16 protein-coding genes and 1 pseudogene are annotated in these 20,283 nt (G+C 66.8%); 10 read left to right on the top strand and 7 right to left on the bottom strand.

Features of this window, described 5'->3' with window-relative positions:
- Nucleotides 1–6: 6 nt before the first annotated feature.
- Nucleotides 7–930 (bottom strand): LysR family transcriptional regulator, encoded by a 924-nt coding sequence (locus tag AC3FMM_RS23065; protein ID WP_473704257.1) that lies wholly within the window; start codon nt 928–930, stop codon nt 7–9.
- A 209-nt stretch (nt 931–1,139) separates the two neighbouring features.
- Here AC3FMM_RS23065 and AC3FMM_RS23060 point away from each other — a divergent pair, with 209 nt between their 5' ends.
- Genes AC3FMM_RS23060 through AC3FMM_RS23040 form a run of 5 tightly spaced genes read left to right on the top strand, consistent with a single transcriptional unit; the run spans nt 1,140 to nt 6,588 of the window.
- Nucleotides 1,140–2,024, top strand: a complete 885-nt coding sequence (locus AC3FMM_RS23060; protein ID WP_116313165.1) for an FAD binding domain-containing protein — start codon at nt 1,140–1,142, stop codon at nt 2,022–2,024.
- Nucleotides 2,012–2,524, top strand: coding sequence for a (2Fe-2S)-binding protein (locus AC3FMM_RS23055; protein ID WP_115681271.1), 513 nt, complete (start codon nt 2,012–2,014; stop codon nt 2,522–2,524). Before AC3FMM_RS23060 ends, AC3FMM_RS23055 begins: the two co-directional genes overlap by 13 nt.
- A complete protein-coding gene (locus tag AC3FMM_RS23050; protein ID WP_488687552.1) occupies nt 2,524–4,812 on the top strand; it encodes a xanthine dehydrogenase family protein molybdopterin-binding subunit in 2,289 nt (762 codons plus the stop codon). Before AC3FMM_RS23055 ends, AC3FMM_RS23050 begins: the two co-directional genes overlap by 1 nt.
- Nucleotides 4,809–5,405: a UbiX family flavin prenyltransferase gene (locus tag AC3FMM_RS23045; RefSeq protein ID WP_116313167.1), complete on the top strand. Its 597-nt coding sequence runs from the start codon at nt 4,809–4,811 to the stop codon at nt 5,403–5,405. Before AC3FMM_RS23050 ends, AC3FMM_RS23045 begins: the two co-directional genes overlap by 4 nt.
- A 55-nt stretch (nt 5,406–5,460) precedes the next feature.
- Nucleotides 5,461–6,588, top strand: a complete 1,128-nt coding sequence (locus tag AC3FMM_RS23040) for a CobW family GTP-binding protein (RefSeq protein WP_116313168.1) — start codon at nt 5,461–5,463, stop codon at nt 6,586–6,588.
- Between the two features lie 31 nt (nt 6,589–6,619).
- On the opposite strand, the gene AC3FMM_RS23035 is transcribed toward AC3FMM_RS23040, so the two are convergent.
- Nucleotides 6,620–7,624 carry an AraC family transcriptional regulator gene (locus AC3FMM_RS23035; RefSeq protein ID WP_488687536.1) on the bottom strand — a complete coding sequence of 335 codons (1,005 nt, stop codon included), beginning with the start codon at nt 7,622–7,624 and terminating at the stop codon, nt 6,620–6,622.
- 368 nt (nt 7,625–7,992) lie between these two features.
- Between AC3FMM_RS23035 and AC3FMM_RS23030 the strand changes: the two genes are divergently transcribed.
- Both AC3FMM_RS23030 and AC3FMM_RS23025 read left to right on the top strand, forming a co-directional pair.
- A complete protein-coding gene (locus AC3FMM_RS23030) occupies nt 7,993–9,342 on the top strand; it encodes a nucleobase:cation symporter-2 family protein (RefSeq protein WP_116313169.1) in 1,350 nt (449 codons plus the stop codon).
- Nucleotides 9,343–9,346: 4 nt separating this feature from the next.
- The gene (locus AC3FMM_RS23025) at nt 9,347–10,768 is read left to right on the top strand and encodes an amidohydrolase family protein (protein ID WP_488687535.1); all 1,422 of its coding nucleotides are present in this window, start codon (nt 9,347–9,349) and stop codon (nt 10,766–10,768) included.
- 648 nt (nt 10,769–11,416) lie between these two features.
- Here the strand turns inward: AC3FMM_RS23025 and AC3FMM_RS23020 are convergent.
- Nucleotides 11,417–11,776, bottom strand: a pseudogene (locus AC3FMM_RS23020) (contractile injection system protein, VgrG/Pvc8 family); the annotation flags it as partial.
- Nucleotides 11,777–12,306: 530 nt separating this feature from the next.
- Between AC3FMM_RS23020 and AC3FMM_RS23015 the strand changes: the two are divergent.
- On the top strand, nt 12,307–12,495 hold the full coding sequence (locus tag AC3FMM_RS23015) for a hypothetical protein (protein WP_488687534.1): 189 nt from the start codon (nt 12,307–12,309) through the stop codon (nt 12,493–12,495).
- A gap of 179 nt (nt 12,496–12,674) precedes the next feature.
- Here the strand turns inward: AC3FMM_RS23015 and AC3FMM_RS23010 are convergent, their stop codons facing one another.
- The 4 genes from AC3FMM_RS23010 to AC3FMM_RS22995 form a co-directional block, all read right to left on the bottom strand.
- Complete coding sequence (locus AC3FMM_RS23010) at nt 12,675–13,145, bottom strand: helix-turn-helix domain-containing protein (protein WP_116313171.1); 471 nt, start codon at nt 13,143–13,145, stop codon at nt 12,675–12,677.
- A gap of 176 nt (nt 13,146–13,321) precedes the next feature.
- A complete protein-coding gene (locus tag AC3FMM_RS23005; protein ID WP_488687533.1) occupies nt 13,322–15,196 on the bottom strand; it encodes a TRAP transporter large permease in 1,875 nt (624 codons plus the stop codon).
- A gap of 38 nt (nt 15,197–15,234) precedes the next feature.
- Nucleotides 15,235–16,254 (bottom strand): TRAP transporter substrate-binding protein, encoded by a 1,020-nt coding sequence (locus AC3FMM_RS23000; protein WP_326347787.1) that lies wholly within the window; start codon nt 16,252–16,254, stop codon nt 15,235–15,237.
- A 36-nt stretch (nt 16,255–16,290) separates the two neighbouring features.
- Complete coding sequence (locus AC3FMM_RS22995; protein ID WP_488687532.1) at nt 16,291–17,736, bottom strand: mannitol dehydrogenase family protein; 1,446 nt, start codon at nt 17,734–17,736, stop codon at nt 16,291–16,293.
- Nucleotides 17,737–18,005: 269 nt separating this feature from the next.
- On the opposite strand from AC3FMM_RS22995, the gene manD reads away from it, so the two are divergent.
- Both manD and AC3FMM_RS22985 read left to right on the top strand, forming a co-directional pair.
- Nucleotides 18,006–19,214 carry a D-mannonate dehydratase ManD gene (manD, locus tag AC3FMM_RS22990; RefSeq protein ID WP_488687531.1) on the top strand — a complete coding sequence of 403 codons (1,209 nt, stop codon included), beginning with the start codon at nt 18,006–18,008 and terminating at the stop codon, nt 19,212–19,214.
- Between the two features lie 34 nt (nt 19,215–19,248).
- Nucleotides 19,249–20,283: a Zn-dependent oxidoreductase gene (locus AC3FMM_RS22985; RefSeq protein WP_115711067.1), complete on the top strand. Its 1,035-nt coding sequence runs from the start codon at nt 19,249–19,251 to the stop codon at nt 20,281–20,283.

The following is a 20,283-nucleotide window of genomic DNA, read 5'->3' as shown; positions in this document are numbered from 1 at the left end:
CGGCAGTCAGCTGGCCTCGGCCAGCCTGGCCCGGTAGCGCATCAGCAGGTCGCGGAAGGCCTGCGCCGGCGGCGACAGCGACCGGTCCGCGTGCCCCAGCAGCGAGATCTCGCGGTGGATCACCGGATCGGTCGGCATCACCGTGGCCAGCCCCAGCGCGCCGGTAAGACGCGTGACTGCCGCGCTCATCACGGCGATGCCCAGCCCGGCGTCGACCATGCCGACCATGGTCAGCGGCAGGAACACCTCGTGCACCCGCTGCAGCGTGATGCCGCGCGCGGCCAGCGCGGTATCGAGGCAGTCGCGGATCGGGTTGCCCTTGTGCGGCCCGATCACCGGCAGCCCGGCCACATCCTCCCAGCGCAGCGTCTTGCGCCGGCGCAGCGGATGGTGCGCGGGCATCACGATCACGAAGGCGTCGTCCAGCAGCCGGTGCGCGCTCAGGTCGGGCTGGCCCGCGGGAATGGTGCCGATGCCGAAGTCGACCTCGCCCGAACTGACCATCCTGGTCACTTCATGCTCGGACACATCGTGCAGCTCCACCTTCACGCCCGGATGGCTGACGCAGAACTCGCGGATCACGCGCGGCAGCATCAGCGCCGCCTGGATCGACGATGCCGCGATCGACACGCGCCCGCGTCCCAGCGTGCGCAGCTCGCTGGAGTTCTCGATCACGCTGTCGATATCGGCCACGGCCTTCTTCACCAGGGGCAGCAGTTCCGCGCCCGCCTGCGTGATATGCAGCTGGCGCGTGTGCCGGTCGAACAGCTTCAGGCCGAGGTTGGCCTCCAGCTCGTGGATCAGCGCGCTGACCGACGACTGCGACAGGTCCAGCTTTTCTGCCGCGCGGGTGAAGTGGCGCTCCTGCGCCACGGCGATGAACGCGCGCAGCTGGCGCAGCGACACGTTCATGTTGCTGAGGTTGGGCACGTTGTCTACCTCCGGAGGTTCGGGGTGCGCGCTTGCTGTGGCCTGGGTCCGGCTGGCGCGTCTGATTCAGAGGGTAACACGATCAATTAATCCGTTTCCGGGTCTTTACCGATGAAGACCGGCCGCCCATGATGGATTCGACGGCGCGCGCCCCGCATGACCCCGGCAGGACCGGCAGCCGCCGCCGATGGCACAGACCAGGAGGAGCAATGAGAGCGTTTGAGTATTTCGAACCGGCGACGCTGGCCGAAGCCTCGGCCATGCTGCACCGGTGCGGCGGCAAGGCCAGCGTGCTGGCCGGCGGCACCGATCTGCTGGTGCAGATCAAGGAGTCCGTGCGCAAGCCCGAGCAAGTCATCAACATCAAGAGAATCCCGGGCATGGACGTACTGACCTTCGATCCGGTCAACGGCCTGCGCATCGGTGCGCTGGTGACCACGCGCGCGGTCGAGACTTCCGGCTTCGTGCAGCGCCATTACGCCGGCCTGGCAAAGGCGGTGACGGATTTCGCCTCGATCCAGGTGCGCCATCGCGCCACCGTGGTCGGCAATGTCTGCCGCGCGTCGCCGTCGGCGGATTCGATCGCGCCGCTGGTCGCCGACGGCGCCTCGGTGCACCTGTACGGCATGTCCGGCTCGCGCGAGCTGCGCGTCGAGGACTTTGTCACCGGCGTCGGCAAGACCGCCATCGCGCCGGACGAGATCGTCACCCGCATCACCGTGCCGGCGCCTCGCGCCAACACCGGCAAGGTCTACCTGAAGCATGGCCGCCGCGTGCAGATGGAGCTGGCCACGGTCGGCGTGGCGGTATCGCTGACGGTGGAGGGCGGCCACTGCGCCGATGCGGCGATCGTGCTGGCGGCGGTCGGCCCCACGCCCGTGCGCGCGCTGCGCGCCGAGCACGTGCTGCGCGGCCAGCGCGTGACCGACGCCCTGATCCTGCAAGCCGCGCACGCCGCCATGGATGAAGCCCGTCCGATCAGCGACGTGCGCGCCAGCGAAGCCTACCGGCGGCAGATGGTCAGCGTGCTGACCCGCCGCGCCCTCGAACAAGCCCTGGAGGCCGCCCTGCGCGGAGCATCATGCGAAAAATGATCGAACTCGTCATCAACGGCGAGCCGCGCGAACTGGCGGTGGCACCGCACAGCACGCTGCTCGACGCCCTGCGCCACGACGCCGGCCTGACCGGCACCAAGAAGGGCTGCGACGTGGGCGAATGCGGCTCGTGCACCGTCATCATCGACGGCCGGCCGATGAACAGCTGCCTGGTGCTGGCGCCCGAGGCGCACGGCTGCCACATCACCACCATCGAAGGCGTGCAGCCCGCGCCCGACACCGTGCATCCGCTGCAGGAGCAGTTCATGCGCTGCGGCGCCGCGCAGTGCGGCTTCTGCACGCCGGGCTTCGTGGTGATGGCCAAGGCGCTGCTGGACGAGAACCCGCATCCCACGCGCGACGAGATCCGCTTTGCCATTGCCGGCAATATCTGCCGCTGCACCGGCTACACCAAGATCATCGAGGCCATCGAGCAGACCGCCGCGGCCATGGACCCCGCCGGGTGCGTACACCGTACCCGCGCCAGCGAGGAGGCATGATGACCCACGCCGTGATCGGACACAGCGTCAAGCGCACCGACCTGCTCGACAAGGTCACCGGCAACGCCAGATACGTTGCCGACATGCCCTTCCCCGGCCTGCTGTACGGCAAGATCAAGCGCAGCAATGTCGCCCACGCCCGCATCCGCCGCATCGACACCTCGCGCGCGCTGGCGTTGCCCGGGGTCAAGGCCGTGCTGACGCACGAGAACGTGCCGCGCGTGCTGCATGCCGGCTCGCCGCATCCGCGCTCGGCGTCGGTGACCTGCGACCAGTACATCCTGGACGACAAGGTGCGCTACTGGGGCGAGGGCGTAGCCGCGGTGGCGGCGGTCAGCGAAGAGATCGCCGAGCGCGCGCTCGAGCTGATCGAGGTCGAGTACGACACGCTGCCCGCGGTCTTCACCACCGAAGACGCGGAGCGCTCCGACGCACCGCGCATCCATGAGCGCGAGCCCGGCGGCAACCTGGTGCTGCCGCCGGTGATCGTCAGGCGCGGCGACGTGGAAGCCGGCTTTGCCGAGGCCGACTTCATCCTCGAAGGCGTCTACGAGGGCGGCCGCCCCACCCCCGCCTACATGGAGCCCAACGTGCTCACCTGCAGCTGGGACGGCAACGGCAACCTGACGGTGTGGATCTCGACCCAGACCGCCTTCATGGTGCGCGGCATCATGGCCAAGGTGCTGGGGCTGCCGCTGCACAAGGTGCGCGTGCTGGTCGACCACATGGGCGGCGGCTTCGGCGCCAAGCAGGACCTGTTCCAGCATGAATTCCTGTGCGCGCTGCTGGCGCGCGAGACGCGCCGGCCGGTGCGCATGGAATACACGCGCGAGGAGACTTTCCTTGGCGGCCGCACGCGCCATCCGGCAAAAATCTGGCTGAAGCAGGGCTTTCGCAACGACGGCACCATCACCGCGCGCCAGGCCAGGGTGGTGTTCAATTCCGGCGCCTACGGCTCGCACGGCCCGGGCGTGACCAATGTCGGCACCGCCGCGCTGGTATCGCTGTACCGCTGCAACAACGTGCTGCTCGAAGGCCGCTGCGTCTACACCAACAGCCCCATCGCCGGCGCCTTTCGCGGCTACGGGGTGGTGCAGACCTACTATGCGCTCGACGTGCAGATGGACGAGGCCGCCGCGCACCTGGGCATGGATCCCGCCGAACTCAAGCTCAGGAATGCCGTGCGCGAAGGCGATATCGCGCCGTCGAACCATCCGCTGATCGGGCACGGCCTGGAGGCCTGCATCGAGCAAGGCATGGCACTGCTCGACTGGCCCGCGCTGCGCCGCCGCCCGCGCGACACCACCGGCCCGGTCCGCACCGGCTGGGGCCTCGGTTGCGAGATGCACGGCAGCAGCGCCTATCCCGGCATCAAGGAGCAGGGCAACGCGATCATCAAGATGAACGAGGACGGCACCGTGGTGCTGCTGACCGGCGCGGCCGGGCTTGGTACCGGTGCGCATACCGCGCTTGCGCAGATCGTTGCCGAGGAACTGACGTTGCCGTTCGAGGCGGTATCGGTCGTGCACGGCGACACCGACGTGGTGCCCTGGGACATCGGCGCCTTTGCCAGCCACACCACCTACATGGTCGGCAAGGCCGCGCAGATGGCGGCCGGCGAAATCAAGCGGCAACTGTTCGAGCGCGCCGCGAAGCTGATGGAGTGCGAGCCCGAGGCCCTGACGCTGGCCGACGGCATCATCGCCGTGCGCGACCGCGACGGCCCCACGCTGACGGTGCGCGAGGCGGTGATGCCGCGCAAGGGCATTCCCGCCGCGCAGCTGGTGGGCACTGCCACCTACCACCCGACCAAGTCGTATTCGTTCGCCGCGCATTTTGTCGAAGTCGCGGTCGATACCGAGACCGGATTCATCACCGTGCGCCAGGTAGTGCCGGTGCACGACGTCGGCAAGGTCATCCACCCGGTCGCGGCCGCGGGCCAGATCGAAGGCGGCATCCAGCAGGGCATCGGCCACACGCTTTACGAGGACTACCAGATCGACATGCGCACCGGCCGCTCGCTCAACGCCAACTTCGTCGACTACAAGATGCCGCTGGCGATGGATATGCCCGAGATCCGCACCGTGATCCTAGAAGCCGCGCCGGATCCCGGCGGCCCGTTCGGCGCCAAGGGCGTCGGCGAGGACCCGATCGTCGCGATCGGGCCGGCGATTGCCAACGCGGTGTTCGATGCCATCGGCGTGCGCTTCCGCCATTATCCGATCAAGCCCGAGCAGGTGCTGCAGGCGCTGGCGGAGAAGGCGGCGCGGGAAGGCGGGCGCGCATGAGCCGCAAGCAACGCCTGGTGGTCGCCATCACCGGCGCCAGCGGCGCGGTGTACGGCGTGCGCATGCTGCAGGCGCTGGCGGCGCTGGACGGCTGGGAGACCCACCTGGTCTGCTCGCCGTCCGGCCTGCTGACCGCGCATCATGAGCTGGGCCTGCAGCGCCCGCAGATCGAGGCCATGGCCGACGTGGCGCACAACGTGCGCGATATCGGCGCCACCATCGCCAGCGGCTCGTTCCGCTGCGACGGCATGGTGGTGGCGCCCTGCTCCATGCGCACGCTGGCGGCCATCGCCACCGGGCTGGCCGACAACCTCGTCACCCGCGCCGCCGACGTGATGCTCAAGGAGCGCCGCCGGCTGGTGCTGCTGGCGCGCGAGACCCCCTTCCATCTGGTGCACCTGCGCAACATGACCACGGTGACCGAGATGGGCGCCATCGTGCTGCCGCCGGTGCCGGCCTTCTACGCGCATCCGCAATCGGTGGACGACATCGTCGACCACACCGTGGGGCGCGTGCTGGACTTGTTCGACGTGCCGCACGACGGACTGGTGGCGCGCTGGCAAGGCCTGCGCCCCAGCGTCGCCACCGCTTGAAGAGACTTTCCGCCTCGCGCTCGCGGGGAACGCAGCACCCTAATCAGGAGACAACATGAACGCACCTGCCGTCGCACAACAGCCGCCCGTCCCGGTCACCATCCTTACCGGCTTCCTCGGCTCGGGCAAGACGACGCTGCTCAACCACATCCTGACGCAGAAGCACGGCCACCGCATCGCCGTGATCGAGAACGAATTCGGCGAGGTCGACGTCGACTCCGACCTCGTGATGACCTCGGACGAGGAGATCTACCAGATGACCAACGGCTGCATCTGCTGCGTGGTCGATGTGCGCACGGACCTGGTGCGCATCCTGCAGAAGCTGCTGGAGCGCCCCGAGCGCTTCGACCATATCCTGGTCGAGACCAGCGGCCTGGCCGACCCGACCCCGGTGGCCGCCACCTTCTTCATGGATAACGAAGTCGCCAGGCAGGTCACGCTCGACGGCATCCTGACGCTGGTCGACGCGGTGCATATCGAAAGCCATCTCGACGACCCCCAGCTGACCGGCTTCGACAACCAGGCCGTCGACCAGATCGTCGCCGCCGACCGGGTGATCCTCAACAAGACCGACCTGGCCGACGCCGCGCAGCTCGACCGGCTGGAAGCCCGGATCCACCGCCTGAACGAGGGCGCGCAGATCCTGCGTTCCAACTTCGCGCAGGTGGACCTGGGCAAGATCCTGGGCATCGGCGGATTCACGCCGGGCACGATCCAGGCGCAGGCGCACGACGATCACGATGCGCGCGATGCGCACGATGCGCACGGGCACGCCGGCCACGCGCACGATCGGCACGACGCGCAGCACGACCACGTATGCGACGAGCACTGCGACCACGCGCACGATGACGACAGCCACGGCCACCGCCACGATCCGTCGGTGACCTCGGTTTCGCTGGTGTTCGACCAGCCGTTCGACCGCCAGCGCCTCGAGCATGGCCTGAAGGCACTGCTGGCCGCACAGGGCGACGATGTGTTCCGCATGAAGGGTATCGTCGCGGTGGAGGGCGATGAGCGCCGCTACGTGCTGCAGGCGGTGCACCGGCTGATGGACCTGCACCCCGCCGAGGCGTGGGGTACGGAACCGGCGCAAAGCAAGTTCGTGTTCATCGGCCGCCATCTCGACAAGCTGCGGCTGCAGACGCTGCTGAAGGTGTGCCTGCCGGTGGCGCACGCGGCCTGACTGCCCTGGCGGCAGCGGGACTGGCTTGGCGTCAGTCCCGCTGCAGCGCTGCCGTGCGCAAGGTCTGCGACGGCAGCTCGCCGAACTCGCGCCGGTACTCGCGCGAGAACAGGCTCAGGTGGCTAAAGCCGTGCCGCAGCGCGATCGCGCCGACCATGCCCTTCTCGGGCCGTGCGCGCTGCAGGTCGGCGCGCGCGCCATGCAGGCGCAGCAGCCGCAGGTACTCCATCGGCGTGGTGTCCTTGCTCTTGCGAAAGCCCAGCTGCAGCGTGCGCGCCGACACGCCGCAATGCGCGGCGATCTGCTCCAGCGTCAGCGGCTGGTCCAGGTTGGCGCGCAGATAGGCAATGGCGTGGCGCACGTAGTCAGGCAGCACCGCTTCGAAGCGGCGCGGCAGCATATTGCCGTCGGCGGCAAAGCGGTCGAGCAGCAGCGTCGACAGCACGATGCGCTCGATGCTGGCATCGACCGCCGGCATGCCGCCGCCTTCGCGCCGCACCCGGGTTTCCGCGCGCAGGTAGCCCACCAGCGCCTGCCAGCGCTCGGCACGGCCATCGTCCGCCACTGGCTGCATGTCGAATTCGATCGGCGCTGGCGGCTCGAAGCTGAACTGGTGGCGGAACGCCTCTTCGATCAGCTGGCGGCGGATCACCACGCTGAAGCGCTCGCAGCCCGGGTCCAGCGACAGCGTGGTCGGCACGGTGGGCGAGAACACAAAGGTCGCCCCGGGGGGCATCAGCATCGCGCCACGCGGCGTTTCCACGCGGCAGCCGCCGGCCAGCACGGTCTGGATCACGAACTCGTCCTTGTTCGGCTGCGGCTCGATCTGCACCGCCTGGTTGTAGGCGATGGTCACCAGCGTGAGCCGGCCGATAGTGCTGGTATCGATGCGCGCATCGAGCGCCGCATCGTCCTGCGCCGCGCGCAGGCGCGTGGGACCGAACACGCGGCCGGACAGCGACTGGATGCGATCGAGGTCCCCGTGGCTGAACGGCGAGCGGCAGGCTGCGGCAGACCATGCGGCGGTGGGTGACATGGCATCGAATAAGGAAGGGAACGGGATCACGACGACCGACGCCCGAACGTCCGACGTCTTTTTCCCTCTCCCGCCACGCGGAAGAGGGAGCAAACCAGCGCATCCATCCTATGGCCACCCCCGCCCTCGCGCAACCCAAGGGAAACCCCTGATCCCCCGGCGCGCATTTTGTAAGCCCGCTTGCGGCCCCGTGCCACGGCCTTCGCAATAACGCTATGACGGCATGCGGCGCATCACTACTGTGCAAGGCATGCGTGGGCCATGCGCCGCGCATGGCACCGTGACGGACCGAGCCCGGCAACCACAGACCGGGCCAGCCGCCGCCGGCATGGCGCACTTTTCCCCAGTACGCGGCAGGAGACCACATCATGCAAGCAGCGGTTCACCCCGTCGACCAGATCCTGCCGGCACGCGCCATGGCGTCGCTCGGCTTTCAGCACATGCTGGTCAGCTACCTCGGTGCCATCGCGGTGCCGATGATCGTCGCCGGCGCGCTCAAGATGACGCCGGCGCAGACCACCATGCTGATCAGCACCGCGCTGTTCACCTCCGGCATCGCCACGCTGCTGCAGACCGTGGGCTTCTGGAAGTTCGGCGTGCGCCTGCCGCTGATGCAGGGCGTGGCGTTCAGTTCCGTGGGCCCGGTCATCGCCATCGGCACCGATCCCACGCTCGGCTTCAACGGCGTTTGCGGCGCCATCATCGCCGCCGGCGTGATCGCGATGTTGCTGGCGCCGGTGATCGGCAAGCTCAAGCGCTTCTTCCCGCCGGTGGTGAGCGGCTGCACCATCACCGCGGTCGGCCTGTCGCTGTTCCCGGTTTCGTTTCACTGGTTTGGAGGCGGAAGGGGCGCGCCGGATTTCGGCGCGCCCATCTTTTTCCTGGTCGCCTTCGGCGTGGTGGCACTGATCCTGCTGATCAACCGGCACGGCGGCGAACTGGTGCGCAACCTGTCGGTGGTGATCGGCCTGCTGGCCGGCGGCGCGGTAGCGTGGATGCTGGGCATGGGCAGCTTCGATGAAGTCGCGCGCGCGCCGTGGTTCACCATGGTGACGCCGTTCGCGTTCGGCATGCCCACCTTCAACATCGGCGCCATCACCACCATGGTGATCGTGATGGTGGTGCAGATGGTCGAGTCGATGGGCCTGTTCGTTGCCGTCGGCGACATCGTCAAGCGCCCGCTGACCGAGCGCGACGCCACCCGCGGCCTGCGCGCCAACGGCCTGGCCAGCGCCATCGGCGGCATGTTCGCGGCGTTCCCGTACATCGCCTTCATGGAGAACGTGGGGCTGGTGATCGTCACCGGCGTGCGCAGCCGCTGGGTTGTCGCCACCTGCGGCGCGATGCTGTGCGCGGTGGCGCTGGTGCCCAAGATCGGCGCGCTGTTTGCATCGATTCCGGCCGCGGCGCTGGGCGGGGCCACCATGGTGATGTTCGGCGTGGTCGTCGCCGCCGGCATCAAGACGCTGGGCGAGGTGGAGTACGAGCGCAATCCCAACAACCTCTCCATCGTCTCCATCACGCTGGGCTGCGCAATGATGCCGGTGATGCTGCCCGGCATGCTGGAGAAGCTGCCCGGCTTCCTGCAGCCCTTCGTCCATAGCAGCGTGATCATCGCCTGCGTGGTTTCCGTGGTCCTCAACCTGATTCTCAACGGCCTGCCAGCCCGTGAAGCCGACGAGCTGCCCGCCAGTGCCGACAACGTCCAAGGGGTCTGACAACATGGTGCACAACACCAACGCCACCAACGCCACCAACGCTACCAACGCGCCGGCCGGCGCCCTGCTGATCCGCAACGCCGCCGCCGTGATGACCGGCCGCGCCGGCACTGCCGCACGTGCCGGCGCCGCCGACATCCGCATCCGCGACGGCCGCATCGCCGAGATCGGCGCCACCCTGCCTCACCACGACGGCGAAGCCGTGCTCGACGCCAGCGGCTGCGTGGTCTACCCGGGCTGGGTCAACACCCACCATCACCTGTTCCAGAACCTGCTCAAGGCCGTGCCCAGCGGCATGAACGTCGGGCTGGAACAATGGCTGGCGGCCGTCGCCTACCCGCGCCTCGCGCGCTTCACCCCCGAAATCTTCCGCACCGCAGTGCTGCTGGGCATGGCGGAACTGCTGCTGTCCGGCACCACCACTTGCGCCGACCACCACTACCTGTATCACCACGGCCACGGCGCGGAGACCGGCGACGTGCTGTTCGAGGTGGCCGAAGAACTCGGCATGCGCCTGGTGCTGTGCCGCGGCGGCGCGATCCAATCCGCCTCCGATCATCCCGGCATGCGCGCCACCGCGCTGGTGCCCGAGACGCTGGACGAAATGCTGGCCGATATCGAACGGCTGAAATCACGCTACCACGACCCCGCCGCCGACGGCCTGCGCCGCGTGGTGGTGGCCCCGACCACACCGACCTTCTCGCTGCCGCCCGCCCTGCTGCGCGAACTCGCCGCCTTTGGCCGCGGCATGGACCTGCGCCTGCATTCGCACCTGTCCGAGACCGACAACTACGTCAGGTTCTGCCGCGAGAAATACCAGTGCACGCCGGTCCAGTTCGTCGCCGACCACGACTGGCTGGGACCCGACGTCTGGTTCGCGCACCTCGTCACCGTCAACCCGGAAGAAATCCGCATGCTGGCCGTGACCAACACCGGCATGGCGCACTGCCCTGTCAGCAATGCGCGGCTCGGCAGCGGTATCGCGCCGGTGCGGGCGATGGCGGATGCGGGCGTGCCGATTTCACTGGGCGTCGATGGGGTCGCGTCCAATGAATCGGGCAGCATGGTGCATGAGGCCAACTTCGCCTGGCTGGTGCATCGCGCCCTCGGCGGCGCCGCACAAACGCGTGTGGAGGAGGTAATTCATTGGGGCACTGCCGGTGGCGCGCGGGTTCTGGGGCTGCCCGGTATCGGCACGCTTGCGCCGGGGCAATCGGCGGACCTGGCGATTTATGACGTCAGCGGATTGCGGTTCCATGGGTTCCATGACATCGGTACCGCGCCGGTCGCGGCTGGGGAGCCGACGCCTGTGCGTGATGTGCTGGTGCGGGGACGGCAGGTGGTGCGGGATGGGGCGGTGGTGGGGCTGGATTTGGAGAAGCTGAGGCGGGAGGCGCGGGAGGCGTTGGTGTCGCTTGTGGATTAAGGCCTACCGACTGTCTTGTCTGGGTGCCGGATCAGGTACGAACCGCATCGATCGGATGATGGCTAGGACGTCGGGCAACGCGCGCTCCGATCGTTTCAAGATTGGCTTGCCGCGCGTCTCTGTGATCTCGCGCGGGTCGAATCCAACGACGATCCCGCCATTCATCGTCACGATCGTACGCGTTTCATCACCTAGACAAAAATGGAGGTCACGGCTCCGCGGTGTCGCTACAGCAGTTGCAGTAGCGATGGCGGCATCGGAGTAATACCGCGGGTTGAGGCTGGTGAGGTCACGCTGCTGAGTATCCCGGATCATCATCGGGTCAGACTCACGGCGTTGGCTCATCAGTTCCGGACAAAGATTTTTTGCCGTCCCGGGCTGGCAACTGACAAGCATTGATAGCTCTTTCTCGTTCTCTTTTGGAAAGTAGCTTCCATGTCTAAAGGTACCTCACGAATCGTCCGATGGTGTTACTCGGGCAGTTCCTCCCGCCTTGGCGACAAATTCCAACGCACAGGCTTTCATTGGAAGGACGTATCGTTGCACCCCTTTAGGTATGAGTCCGTCACCTCTCGTTCCCTCCGCCCACACACTGGTGCTCACGAGCGAGAAGGCCATCGCCGTGCCAAAGACTGCAAACGCTTCGAGAAACACCTGACTGTGGCGCTGCTGCGTGGTCAGCCACAGCCAAGGGATCACGGTCAGGCGATAGCGCGCCAGGCTGCCGTCGGCACCAAGCTTCTCGGCCTGCCGGATCAAGCCGGTGCGGCGTGACTGGCCACCGCCGGCGAGCGTGGTCAGCAACGTGACGCGCTGCCCCATCAAACCGTCCAGCGCGATCTCGGCATTGGCGCTGACCGTAACGATGCGCCATTCGAACAGCGCCGAGATGGCCTCGCGGCCGATCCAGGCTTCGACGGCCAATTCGCCCAGTGCGCCATCACCCTCCACGGCATACAGGCGATGGGTAGAGGAAAGGAGATGTTGGTAGAGGCGTGCAGGATCCATTTACCGATGCGTCAAACCGCCTTGTTGTTCAGACGTGCCATGTCGATCTCGCGCATAGGAATCGGCTATTTGTGCGCCTGCGTCTAACGGAAATCAACGGAGAAATGCCGATTCGAAGCGCGACCTTCATCTCGATCAAATACCCCGGAGTTTTTCCCTTCAACGGGACGAGCTTTCGCTTCGGATGCACTCTTAGGCATTCGGCTATTTGCTGACGGGCGAGGCTCGGGCAGCATGCGGCGTCCGTATCGGAATGCGAACTGTCTTATCGCGCCGCGTGCCGTGGCGCGAGAGACTGGGGCTGTCATCGAACAACGGTGACCGAGTGTGGAAACTCGATGTCTCAACCGAACGGTCGTCCATGACGACCGTTCTCGCCTATACGTGCAAGCCATCCATGGCGGGCCGGACGAGGCAGCCGCAAGGCTGACCGGGCAATGGTTGTGACACCGGTTTCCACCCTCGTCGTCAGGCCCGCCGCCCTCCCCTAGCGTCGCGCGGCGGACCTTCATGCAACGATTGGAGGTCCTATGTCGGAAATCGATCTATCTACGGCGCGGTACAGTCTCTTGGCGGTGGCAGCAGGCATTGATGGGGTACTTGCCTTGCTGGAGCAGCAGAGTGAATGGTGGGAAGGTGGCTTTGCGGCGTTTTGCCTGTTGGGATTGGTGAGGGCGCAGTTGGAGCGAGTGCTGGAGGACGATCTGCCGGCCTCTTGATACAGACCGCTTGCCGGCACGAATGGTTGGCATTGCGGTTAAGCGCGCCTTCTCTCGCTTGTTCCCCCCTCTCCCGGCTTGCGGGAGAGGGGCGGGGGTGAGGGCCAGAGCATCAACAAAGTGAATCGTGCGAAGGGTCCTATCACGCCGAGCACCGCGAAGCGTAAGACCGCGCCTCCCTATGCCGCAAAGCCAGCGTCACCGCATTGTGATTCCGTCTTGGCTGCCCAGCTCGACCTCGCTCTACGCAGGACGATCCTTTGCTTCTCTGCGCTCTTGGTTACCTTGATGCGTTCAATGACCGTGGCATTCGACACATTGCCTTCTGCACTCGTCAGGTAAATCAGACGCACCAGTTTGTCGGCCCAGCTTGGCACCTTTCCGCTCGCTTCCCAACGGGTGACGAGCTCTTCATTGCTTCCCAGCAGTTTTGCCAAACCAGCTTGCGATTCCATCAAGCCAACGCTGCGGACATAGCGGAATTCCGAACCAGTGAGCGGAGATGGCCTCTTCGCCAGAGCGATACAGATGGCAACGAAAAGGCCGTCAAGATCTCTGATGGCCACACCTTTACCGTAGGGCGTCCTTAGGATTTCATATCCATTGGCCAGCCATACGTTCTTGAGGCCGCTGTCTGTGTAGTGGTACATCTTCTATGTCTGTTAGGTTGGTGACTTCGTTGATGCGCCGGCCCTCTCCCCCGCCCCTCTCCCGCAAGCGGGAGGGAAGAATTCTATGTGCTCCTCCGCTACAGCGGCGCGCTCACCGATGCCCCCTGCGGGGCGCTAAGGCCCGCCCCCTGAGTGCCCAGCCAAGTAAAGCGCAATTACAAAAACCCAATCGAAAACCAAGGCACCAACGTCAACAAAACCAGCGCCACAAACAGCGCCGCCATATGCGGCCACACCTTTGGCATCGCCACGTCCGGCGACACGCGCCCGATCGCACAGGCAGCATAGAACCCCACGCCGAACGGCGGCGCGAACAACCCCAGCCCCATCGCAAAGATCACCACCATGGCGTAATGCACCTCATGCACGCCGACCAGCTTCGCAATCGGGAACAGCAAGGGCCCGAACAGCACGATGGCGGGGATGCCTTCGAGCAGGCTGCCCAGGATCACGAACGCCAGCGCCGACACCAGCAGGAAGCCGGTCTTGCCGCCGGGAACGGCCGACAGAATTTCCACCAGGTCTTGCGCGAAGCCGGACTGGGTCAGCGCCCAGGCCATTGCGGTGGCACAGCCCACGATCAGCAGGATCGCCCCCGACAGTGTCGCCGTGTCCAACAGCATCGGGTAAATCCGGCGCCAGTTGAACTGGCGGTACACCATGACCCCTGCCACCACCGCATAGAAGATGCCGATGGTGGATACCTCGGTGGCAGTGGCCACGCCCTCCACCACGGCCGTGCGAATGATGACGGGCAGCGCCAGCGCCGGCAGCGCAACCAGCAGCGCCTTCACGATCGCCGGGCGCGACGGCCGCGGTACACGGCTCATGTCTTCCTTGCGGGTCTGGAACCAGACCACTAGGGACATCATCACCAACCCCACCGCCGCTGGCATCAGGCCACCGATGAACAGCGAGGTGATCGACACCCCCGTTACCGACCCAACCGTGATCAGCACGATGCTGGGCGGGATGGTTTCGGACATCGCGCCCGAGGCCGACAGCAGCCCGATCAGGTCGCCGTCCTTGGCACCGCGCCGCTTCATTTCGGGAAACAGGCTTGGCGCCACGGCGGCCATGTCGGCGGCCTTTGCGCCGGAGATCCCGGAGACGATATACATCGCGCCGAGCAGCACATACTGCAAGCCACCGCGTAGATGGCCGATCAGGCTGACCAGGAAGTGGATCATCGCGCGCGCCAGGCCGGTCATCTCGATCAGCGCGCCCAGGAAGACAAAGAGCGGCACCGCCAGCAGGATCAGGTGCGACATGCCCTCCTGCATGCGGTTCGGAATGATGGACAGCGGCGTGGCGGTCGACAGCGACAGGTAGCACAGCGTGGCCAGGCCGAAGGCGAAGGCGATCGGTACGCCGATTGCGACGCATGCGACCAGCATCAGCAGGAAGAAGATCACCAGGTTGATATTGCCCAGCGTCATCAGGGTGGGCGACAGCAGCCACAGCAGGCCGCCGCACAATGCCACCATCAGGCCGGTCGTCGCCACCGGCTTCCAGTGCGCCGCAAGCAGGCGCAAGATTGCCGCCACCAGCATCAGCACGACGCCGGCCAGCACCGCGGCGGCGCGGTAGCCTTCACTGATCTCCAGCGTCGGCGTCGACACCTCGAGGTGCTCGGTCAGATGCTCCCACGCCGGCCGCAGCAACAGCGACAGGAATGCCACCACGAGCCACATGCCGAGCGCATCCACCCAGGCGCGCCTGGCCGGCGGCAGGGCCTTGATAAAGGTGGTCAGCTGCATGTGCGAGCCGCGGTCCAGCGCGATGATGGCGCCGAGCATTGCCAGCCACAGGAACAGGATGCTGGCCAGTTCATCCGTCCAGGGCACCGGCTGGTGCAGGGCGTAGCGCGCGAACGCGCCGCCGCCCAGCAACAGGATCTCTGCCAGCACGATCAGCGCAGCCGGCACCTCCACCACGCAGGCCATCAGGCGGCGCCAGCACGCCGCGGCGGCTGACGGCGTTGACCGCGCCAATGGCGCCGGCGCAATGGCTTCAGCGGTGTGCTCCATCGATGTCTCCTTTCCTTCTTTATCGTTAGTGCCAGCCGTCATGCGAGACGGCCCGCGTATTTCTCCAGCCGGGACCACGCTTCGTCGCCGTACTTCTTCTTCCATTCGGCATAGAAGCCGGCGCCTTGCAGCAAGGCACGGAACGGCGCGGGATCGGGCTGGTTGAAGACGATGCCGAGGCGGCTCAGCTCGGCTTGCGCATCGGTATTCAGCCGCGCGATGTCCTCGCGCTGCTTCAGCGCCGCCGCGGTGAAGTGTGTCGTGATGGCGGTCTGCACTTCCGCCGGCAGCGCCCGAAATTTCTTCGCGTTGCCGAAGATGAAGTGACCATCCCAGGTGTGTCCGGTGAGCGCGCAGAACTTCTGCACTTCATAGAGCTTGGCGCTGCGGATCAGCGCCAGCGGATTCTCCTGTCCGTCGACGACACGGGTCTGCAGCGCCGAATAGAGCTCGCCGAACGGGATGGCCGTGGGCGACGCGCCGAGTGCCTTGAACATCGAAATCCACAGCGGGATGCCCGGCACGCGCACCTTGAAGCCCTTCAGGTCCGCCGGCGAGTTGATCGGCCGGCTTGCCGAGGTGATGTTGCGATAACCGTTGTCCAGGCATTTGTCGAAGACGTGCAGATTCACCTTGCCCAGGGCAGCACGCACATAGGCGCCGACGTCGCCGTCCATCGCGGCCCAGACCGTGGCGTAGTCCTTGAAGGCAAAGGCCACGCCGTTGATGCCGGCGGTCGGCACCAGGGTCTGCAGGTTGGTGCCGGCCGTCGACATGAAATCCATTGCACCGGTTCGCACCTGCGCGATCATGTCGGGCTCGCTGCCCAGCTGGCTGTTGGGATAGACCTGCAGGTCGACCTTGCCGCCGGTGTCCTGGCGGATCGCCACCGCCGCCTGCTGGATCCGCAGCGTGCCCGGATGGTCGGCGGGAAAGGCGGTACCGTACTTGAGGCGGATGGGGGCGGCCTGCGCCAGTACATGTGCGGCCGGCAGTGTCATTGCCAGCGTGCCGGCGGCAAGCGCGCCAAAGCGGCGGCGGGTTAGCGGAACAGCCATGGTGCGGTGGTCTCCTTGTTGTCGGGTGGGGATGGTTCAGGACGACAGCAGTGCGGCGGCGCCGCCAAGGCGCAGAACCGACAGATGCGATGCCAGGCGGTCCGCAAGCGGCGCCGGCCACGGCTCGCTGCCAAATACTGGCGTGTGCGCGAGCGCCCTGCCAACGGCGTCGGCATCGCTGTGCGCGCCCCGCAGGCACGCTGCCAGCGCAGGCGCACCCGGGTCGTCGAACGCAAGCGCCTGGCCGCTATCGCTGCGTCCACTGCGCAGGCAATGCAGCCAGGCGGAGAGCGCGCGTTCCAGCCACGGCCGCTCGATGCCGGCGCTGGCGCGCAAGGCGGGCAGCCAGCGCATCGGCACCTTCTGCGTGCCGTCGGCCGCAATCTGCGCGGTGCGATGGTCGAGCGCGGCATTGCGCAAGCGCTGCAGCAAGGCCTCGCTGTAAGCGGCGACGTCATACCCCGGCGGCGCTTGTACGGTGGCGCGCAGGTCAGCCATCACACCGCGGGTGAAGGCGCCGACCAGCGGATCGTCCACGGCCTCGGCAACGGTCGGCAACCCGCGCAGTTGCCCGGCATAGGCGATGGCGGAATGCGTGCCGTTGAGCAGCTGCAGCTTCATCGCCTGGAACGGCCGGACATCGCCGGTCATCAGCGCGCCGCCCGCCTCCCATGCCGGCCTGGGCCCGGCAAAGCTATCCTCGATCACCCACTGCGTGAAGGCTTCGCAGACGATCGCGGCCTCGTCGCGCAAACCCAGGCGGCGCTGCGCGTCGCGGCGAGATGCCGGCGTGGCGGCGGGCACGATGCGGTCCACCATGGTGTTGGGCAACGCCACGTCGTCGCGCACGCGGCGGGCCAGCGCGGGCTGCGTCAGCTCTGCGTACTGCGCCAGCAGCTTGCGCAGCGTGTCGCCGTTGGTTGGCATGTTGTCGCAGCAGACGATGCTCAGCGGCGCCCCGGCGGGCCGACGGCGCAGTCCGGCAGCCAGTACGCCGAGCGTGCTTCTGGGCGCGTTGGGATGCGCCAGGTCGTGTCGAATATCGGGGTGTTGCGTGTCCAGGCCGGCGCTGGACGGATGCTGGCAGTAGCCCTTTTCTGTCACGGTGCAGGTCACCACGGCGATGCCGGGATCAGCCAGCGCGCCGAGCACCTCCTCCAGCGCATGCGGGGCATACCACGCCTGCACCACGGCGCCGACGATGCGCGTCGTGACCGCCGCGCCTTCGCACTCGGTCACCGAATACAGGAAGTCCTGTGCCGCCAGCGTGCGCGGTGTGCGGGGCTCGCGCAGGCTGACGCCGACAATGCCCCAGCGGCGGTCCCCGGCGCGGATCGCGGCCTCGGTGTACAGCGCCTGGTGCGCGCGATGGAACGCACCGAGGCCCACATGCAGCACGCCGCGCGACAAGCCGCTGCGATCGTAGCCGGGCTGTTGCACTTCAGGGTTGGCGCGGCAACAGTTGCGTTGCGTGAGCCTCATCGGCGGTACCTCGGCAAGTCAGTTGTCAGCAGCATCGTGCGTGCATCCGGCGTTGTCTTCGATGCGAGGAAGTTTGCACGCAGCCGTGGTGTCCAACGTGCGGTGCTTTCGCGATTCACTACGGCAAGGGCTGCATTTGATTGCGGAATCGGCCGTACTCCGCCGCATTCGGCCCGCAGTACTCTGGCCGCATCCACACCGATGCTGGCGTTACGCAAACAGGCGGCGCCGTCGGGCTAAGACAACGACGATCCGGCCGGAGACACCCTTTGAAAATCGAACAGATAAAGACCATCGTCACCTGCCCGGGGCGCAACTTCGTTACGGTCAAGGTGGTCACCGATGCAGGCGTGTACGGACTGGGCGACGCCACGCTCAACGGCCGCGAGCTGGCAGTACGGGCGTACCTGGACGAGCATGTGATTCCGTGCCTGATCGGCCGCGATCCGCGCAGGATCGAGGACATCTGGCAGTACCTCTACCGCGGCGCTTACTGGCGGCGCGGTCCGGTCACGATGACCGCCATCGCGGCCATCGACATGGCGCTGTGGGACATCCTGGGCAAGGTGGCCGGCATGCCGGTGTACCAGTTGCTGGGCGGGCGCAGCCGCCATGGCTTGATGGTGTACGGCCACGCCACCGGGCGCGACCACGCCGAGGCTATCGACGCGGTGCACCGCCATATCGAACAGGGCTACAAGGCGATTCGCGTGCAGTCGGGCGTGCCGGGCTTGTCCAAGGTGTATGGCGTCGGCACCCAACCCGGCCACTATGAACCGGCGCAGAAGGGCCTGCCGCCGGAGGAACCCTGGGACACCTCGCTGTACCTGCGCCACACGCCCGAACTGTTTCGCAAGGTGCGCGAGGCCGTCGGCTTCGGCCCGCATCTGCTGCACGATGCGCACCACCGTCTGACGCCGATCGAAGCGGCCAGCCTCGGCAAGGCGCTGGAGCCTTTCAGCCTGTTCTGGCTGGAAGATCCAACGCCAGCGGAAAACCAGGAGGCATTCCGGCTGATCCGCCAGCACACCACCACGCCGCTGGCGGCCGGCGAAATCTTCAATTCCCTGTGGGACTGCAAGGAGCTGATCAGCCATCAGCTGATCGACTACATCCGCACCACCATCGTCCACGCCGGCGGCATCACGCATGTGCGCCGCATCGCGGACTTCGCCGCAATCCACCAGGTGCGCACCGGCTTCCACGGCGCCACCGACTTGTCACCGGTATGCCTGGCGGCGGCGGTCAACTTCGGGCTGTGGGCGCCGAACTTCGGCATCCAGGAACTGATGCCGCACGGCGCGCTGATCGACGAGGTGTTTCCGCACAGCTACCGGCTGGAGGACGGCTACCTGGTGATGGACGACGTGCCCGGCCTTGGCGTCGATATCGACGAGGCGCTGGCGGCCCGCTATCCGTACGAGCGCGCCTACCTGCCGGTGGCGCGGCTGCGCGACGGTGCGATGTGGAACTGGTAGTCGCCGCATCAGTTGACCGGAACAAGGAGCGAGCATGTTGAGCATCGTCGTCGAGCAACCGCATCGCATGGCCGTGCGCGAGCGGCCCAACCCATGCCCTGCCGAAGGCGAGGTGCGCGTGCGCGTCCGCCTCGCCGGCATCTGCGGTTCGGACCTGCACATCTTCCATGGCAAGAATCCGTTCGCGACGTATCCGCGCGTGATCGGTCATGAGTTCGTCGGTCATATCGATGCGGTCGGCGCTGGCGTCGGCAACAACCGCATCGGCGAGCGGGTGGTGGTGGATCCGGTGGTCAGTTGCGGCCAGTGCCATGCCTGCCGCATCGGCCGGCACAATGTCTGCCAGCGGCTCCAGGTGATCGGCGTGCACCGCGATGGCGGCTTCAGCCAGTTCGCATGCGTGCCGGCACGTAACGCCTACACGGTACCCGACAGCATGCCCACCGCCAGTGCCGCGGTGATCGAGCCGTTTGCCGTGGCGGCCAACGCCACCCACCGCACCGGCGTGCTGCCCTCCGACGTAGCGCTGATCTACGGTGCCGGGCCGGTCGGCCTTAACCTGCTGCAGGTGTTGAAGCGCGTATATGGCGTCCGCACCTTCATCACCGACCATGTCGATGAACGGCTGGCCCTGGCGCGCGGCTGCGGCGCGGAAGAGGACGAAATCATTAACACCGCGCGCGAGCCGCTTGCCCGCGCCCTCGAACTGCGCGGCGTGGCGGGGGGGCCGACACTGATCTACGACGCGGTCTGCCATCCCGCCATCCTCGAGGAAGCCGTGGCCCTGGTCGCGCCGGCGGGCCGCATCGGCGTGCTTGGGTTTTCCGCCACGCCGTCGGCCGTGCCGCAGCAGGCGCTGACCAGCAAGGAACTGACCTTGTACGCCTCGCGCCTGAACTGCGCGATGTTTCCCACGGTGATCGACTGGATCACGCGGGGGTTGGTAGATCCGGGCCGGATCGTCACACACCAGATCAACTTCCGCGACGTGGCCGGCGCCTTCGACCTCGCCGAAAGCCACCCGCGTGCCTGCTGCAAGGTGCTGCTCGACCTGGGCGAGGACGCCTGA

The organism is Cupriavidus sp. 207A1 (assembly GCF_057798955.1).
Note: the sequence above shows the minus strand (reverse complement) of the source record. Positions and strands in the feature narration are given on the sequence as shown.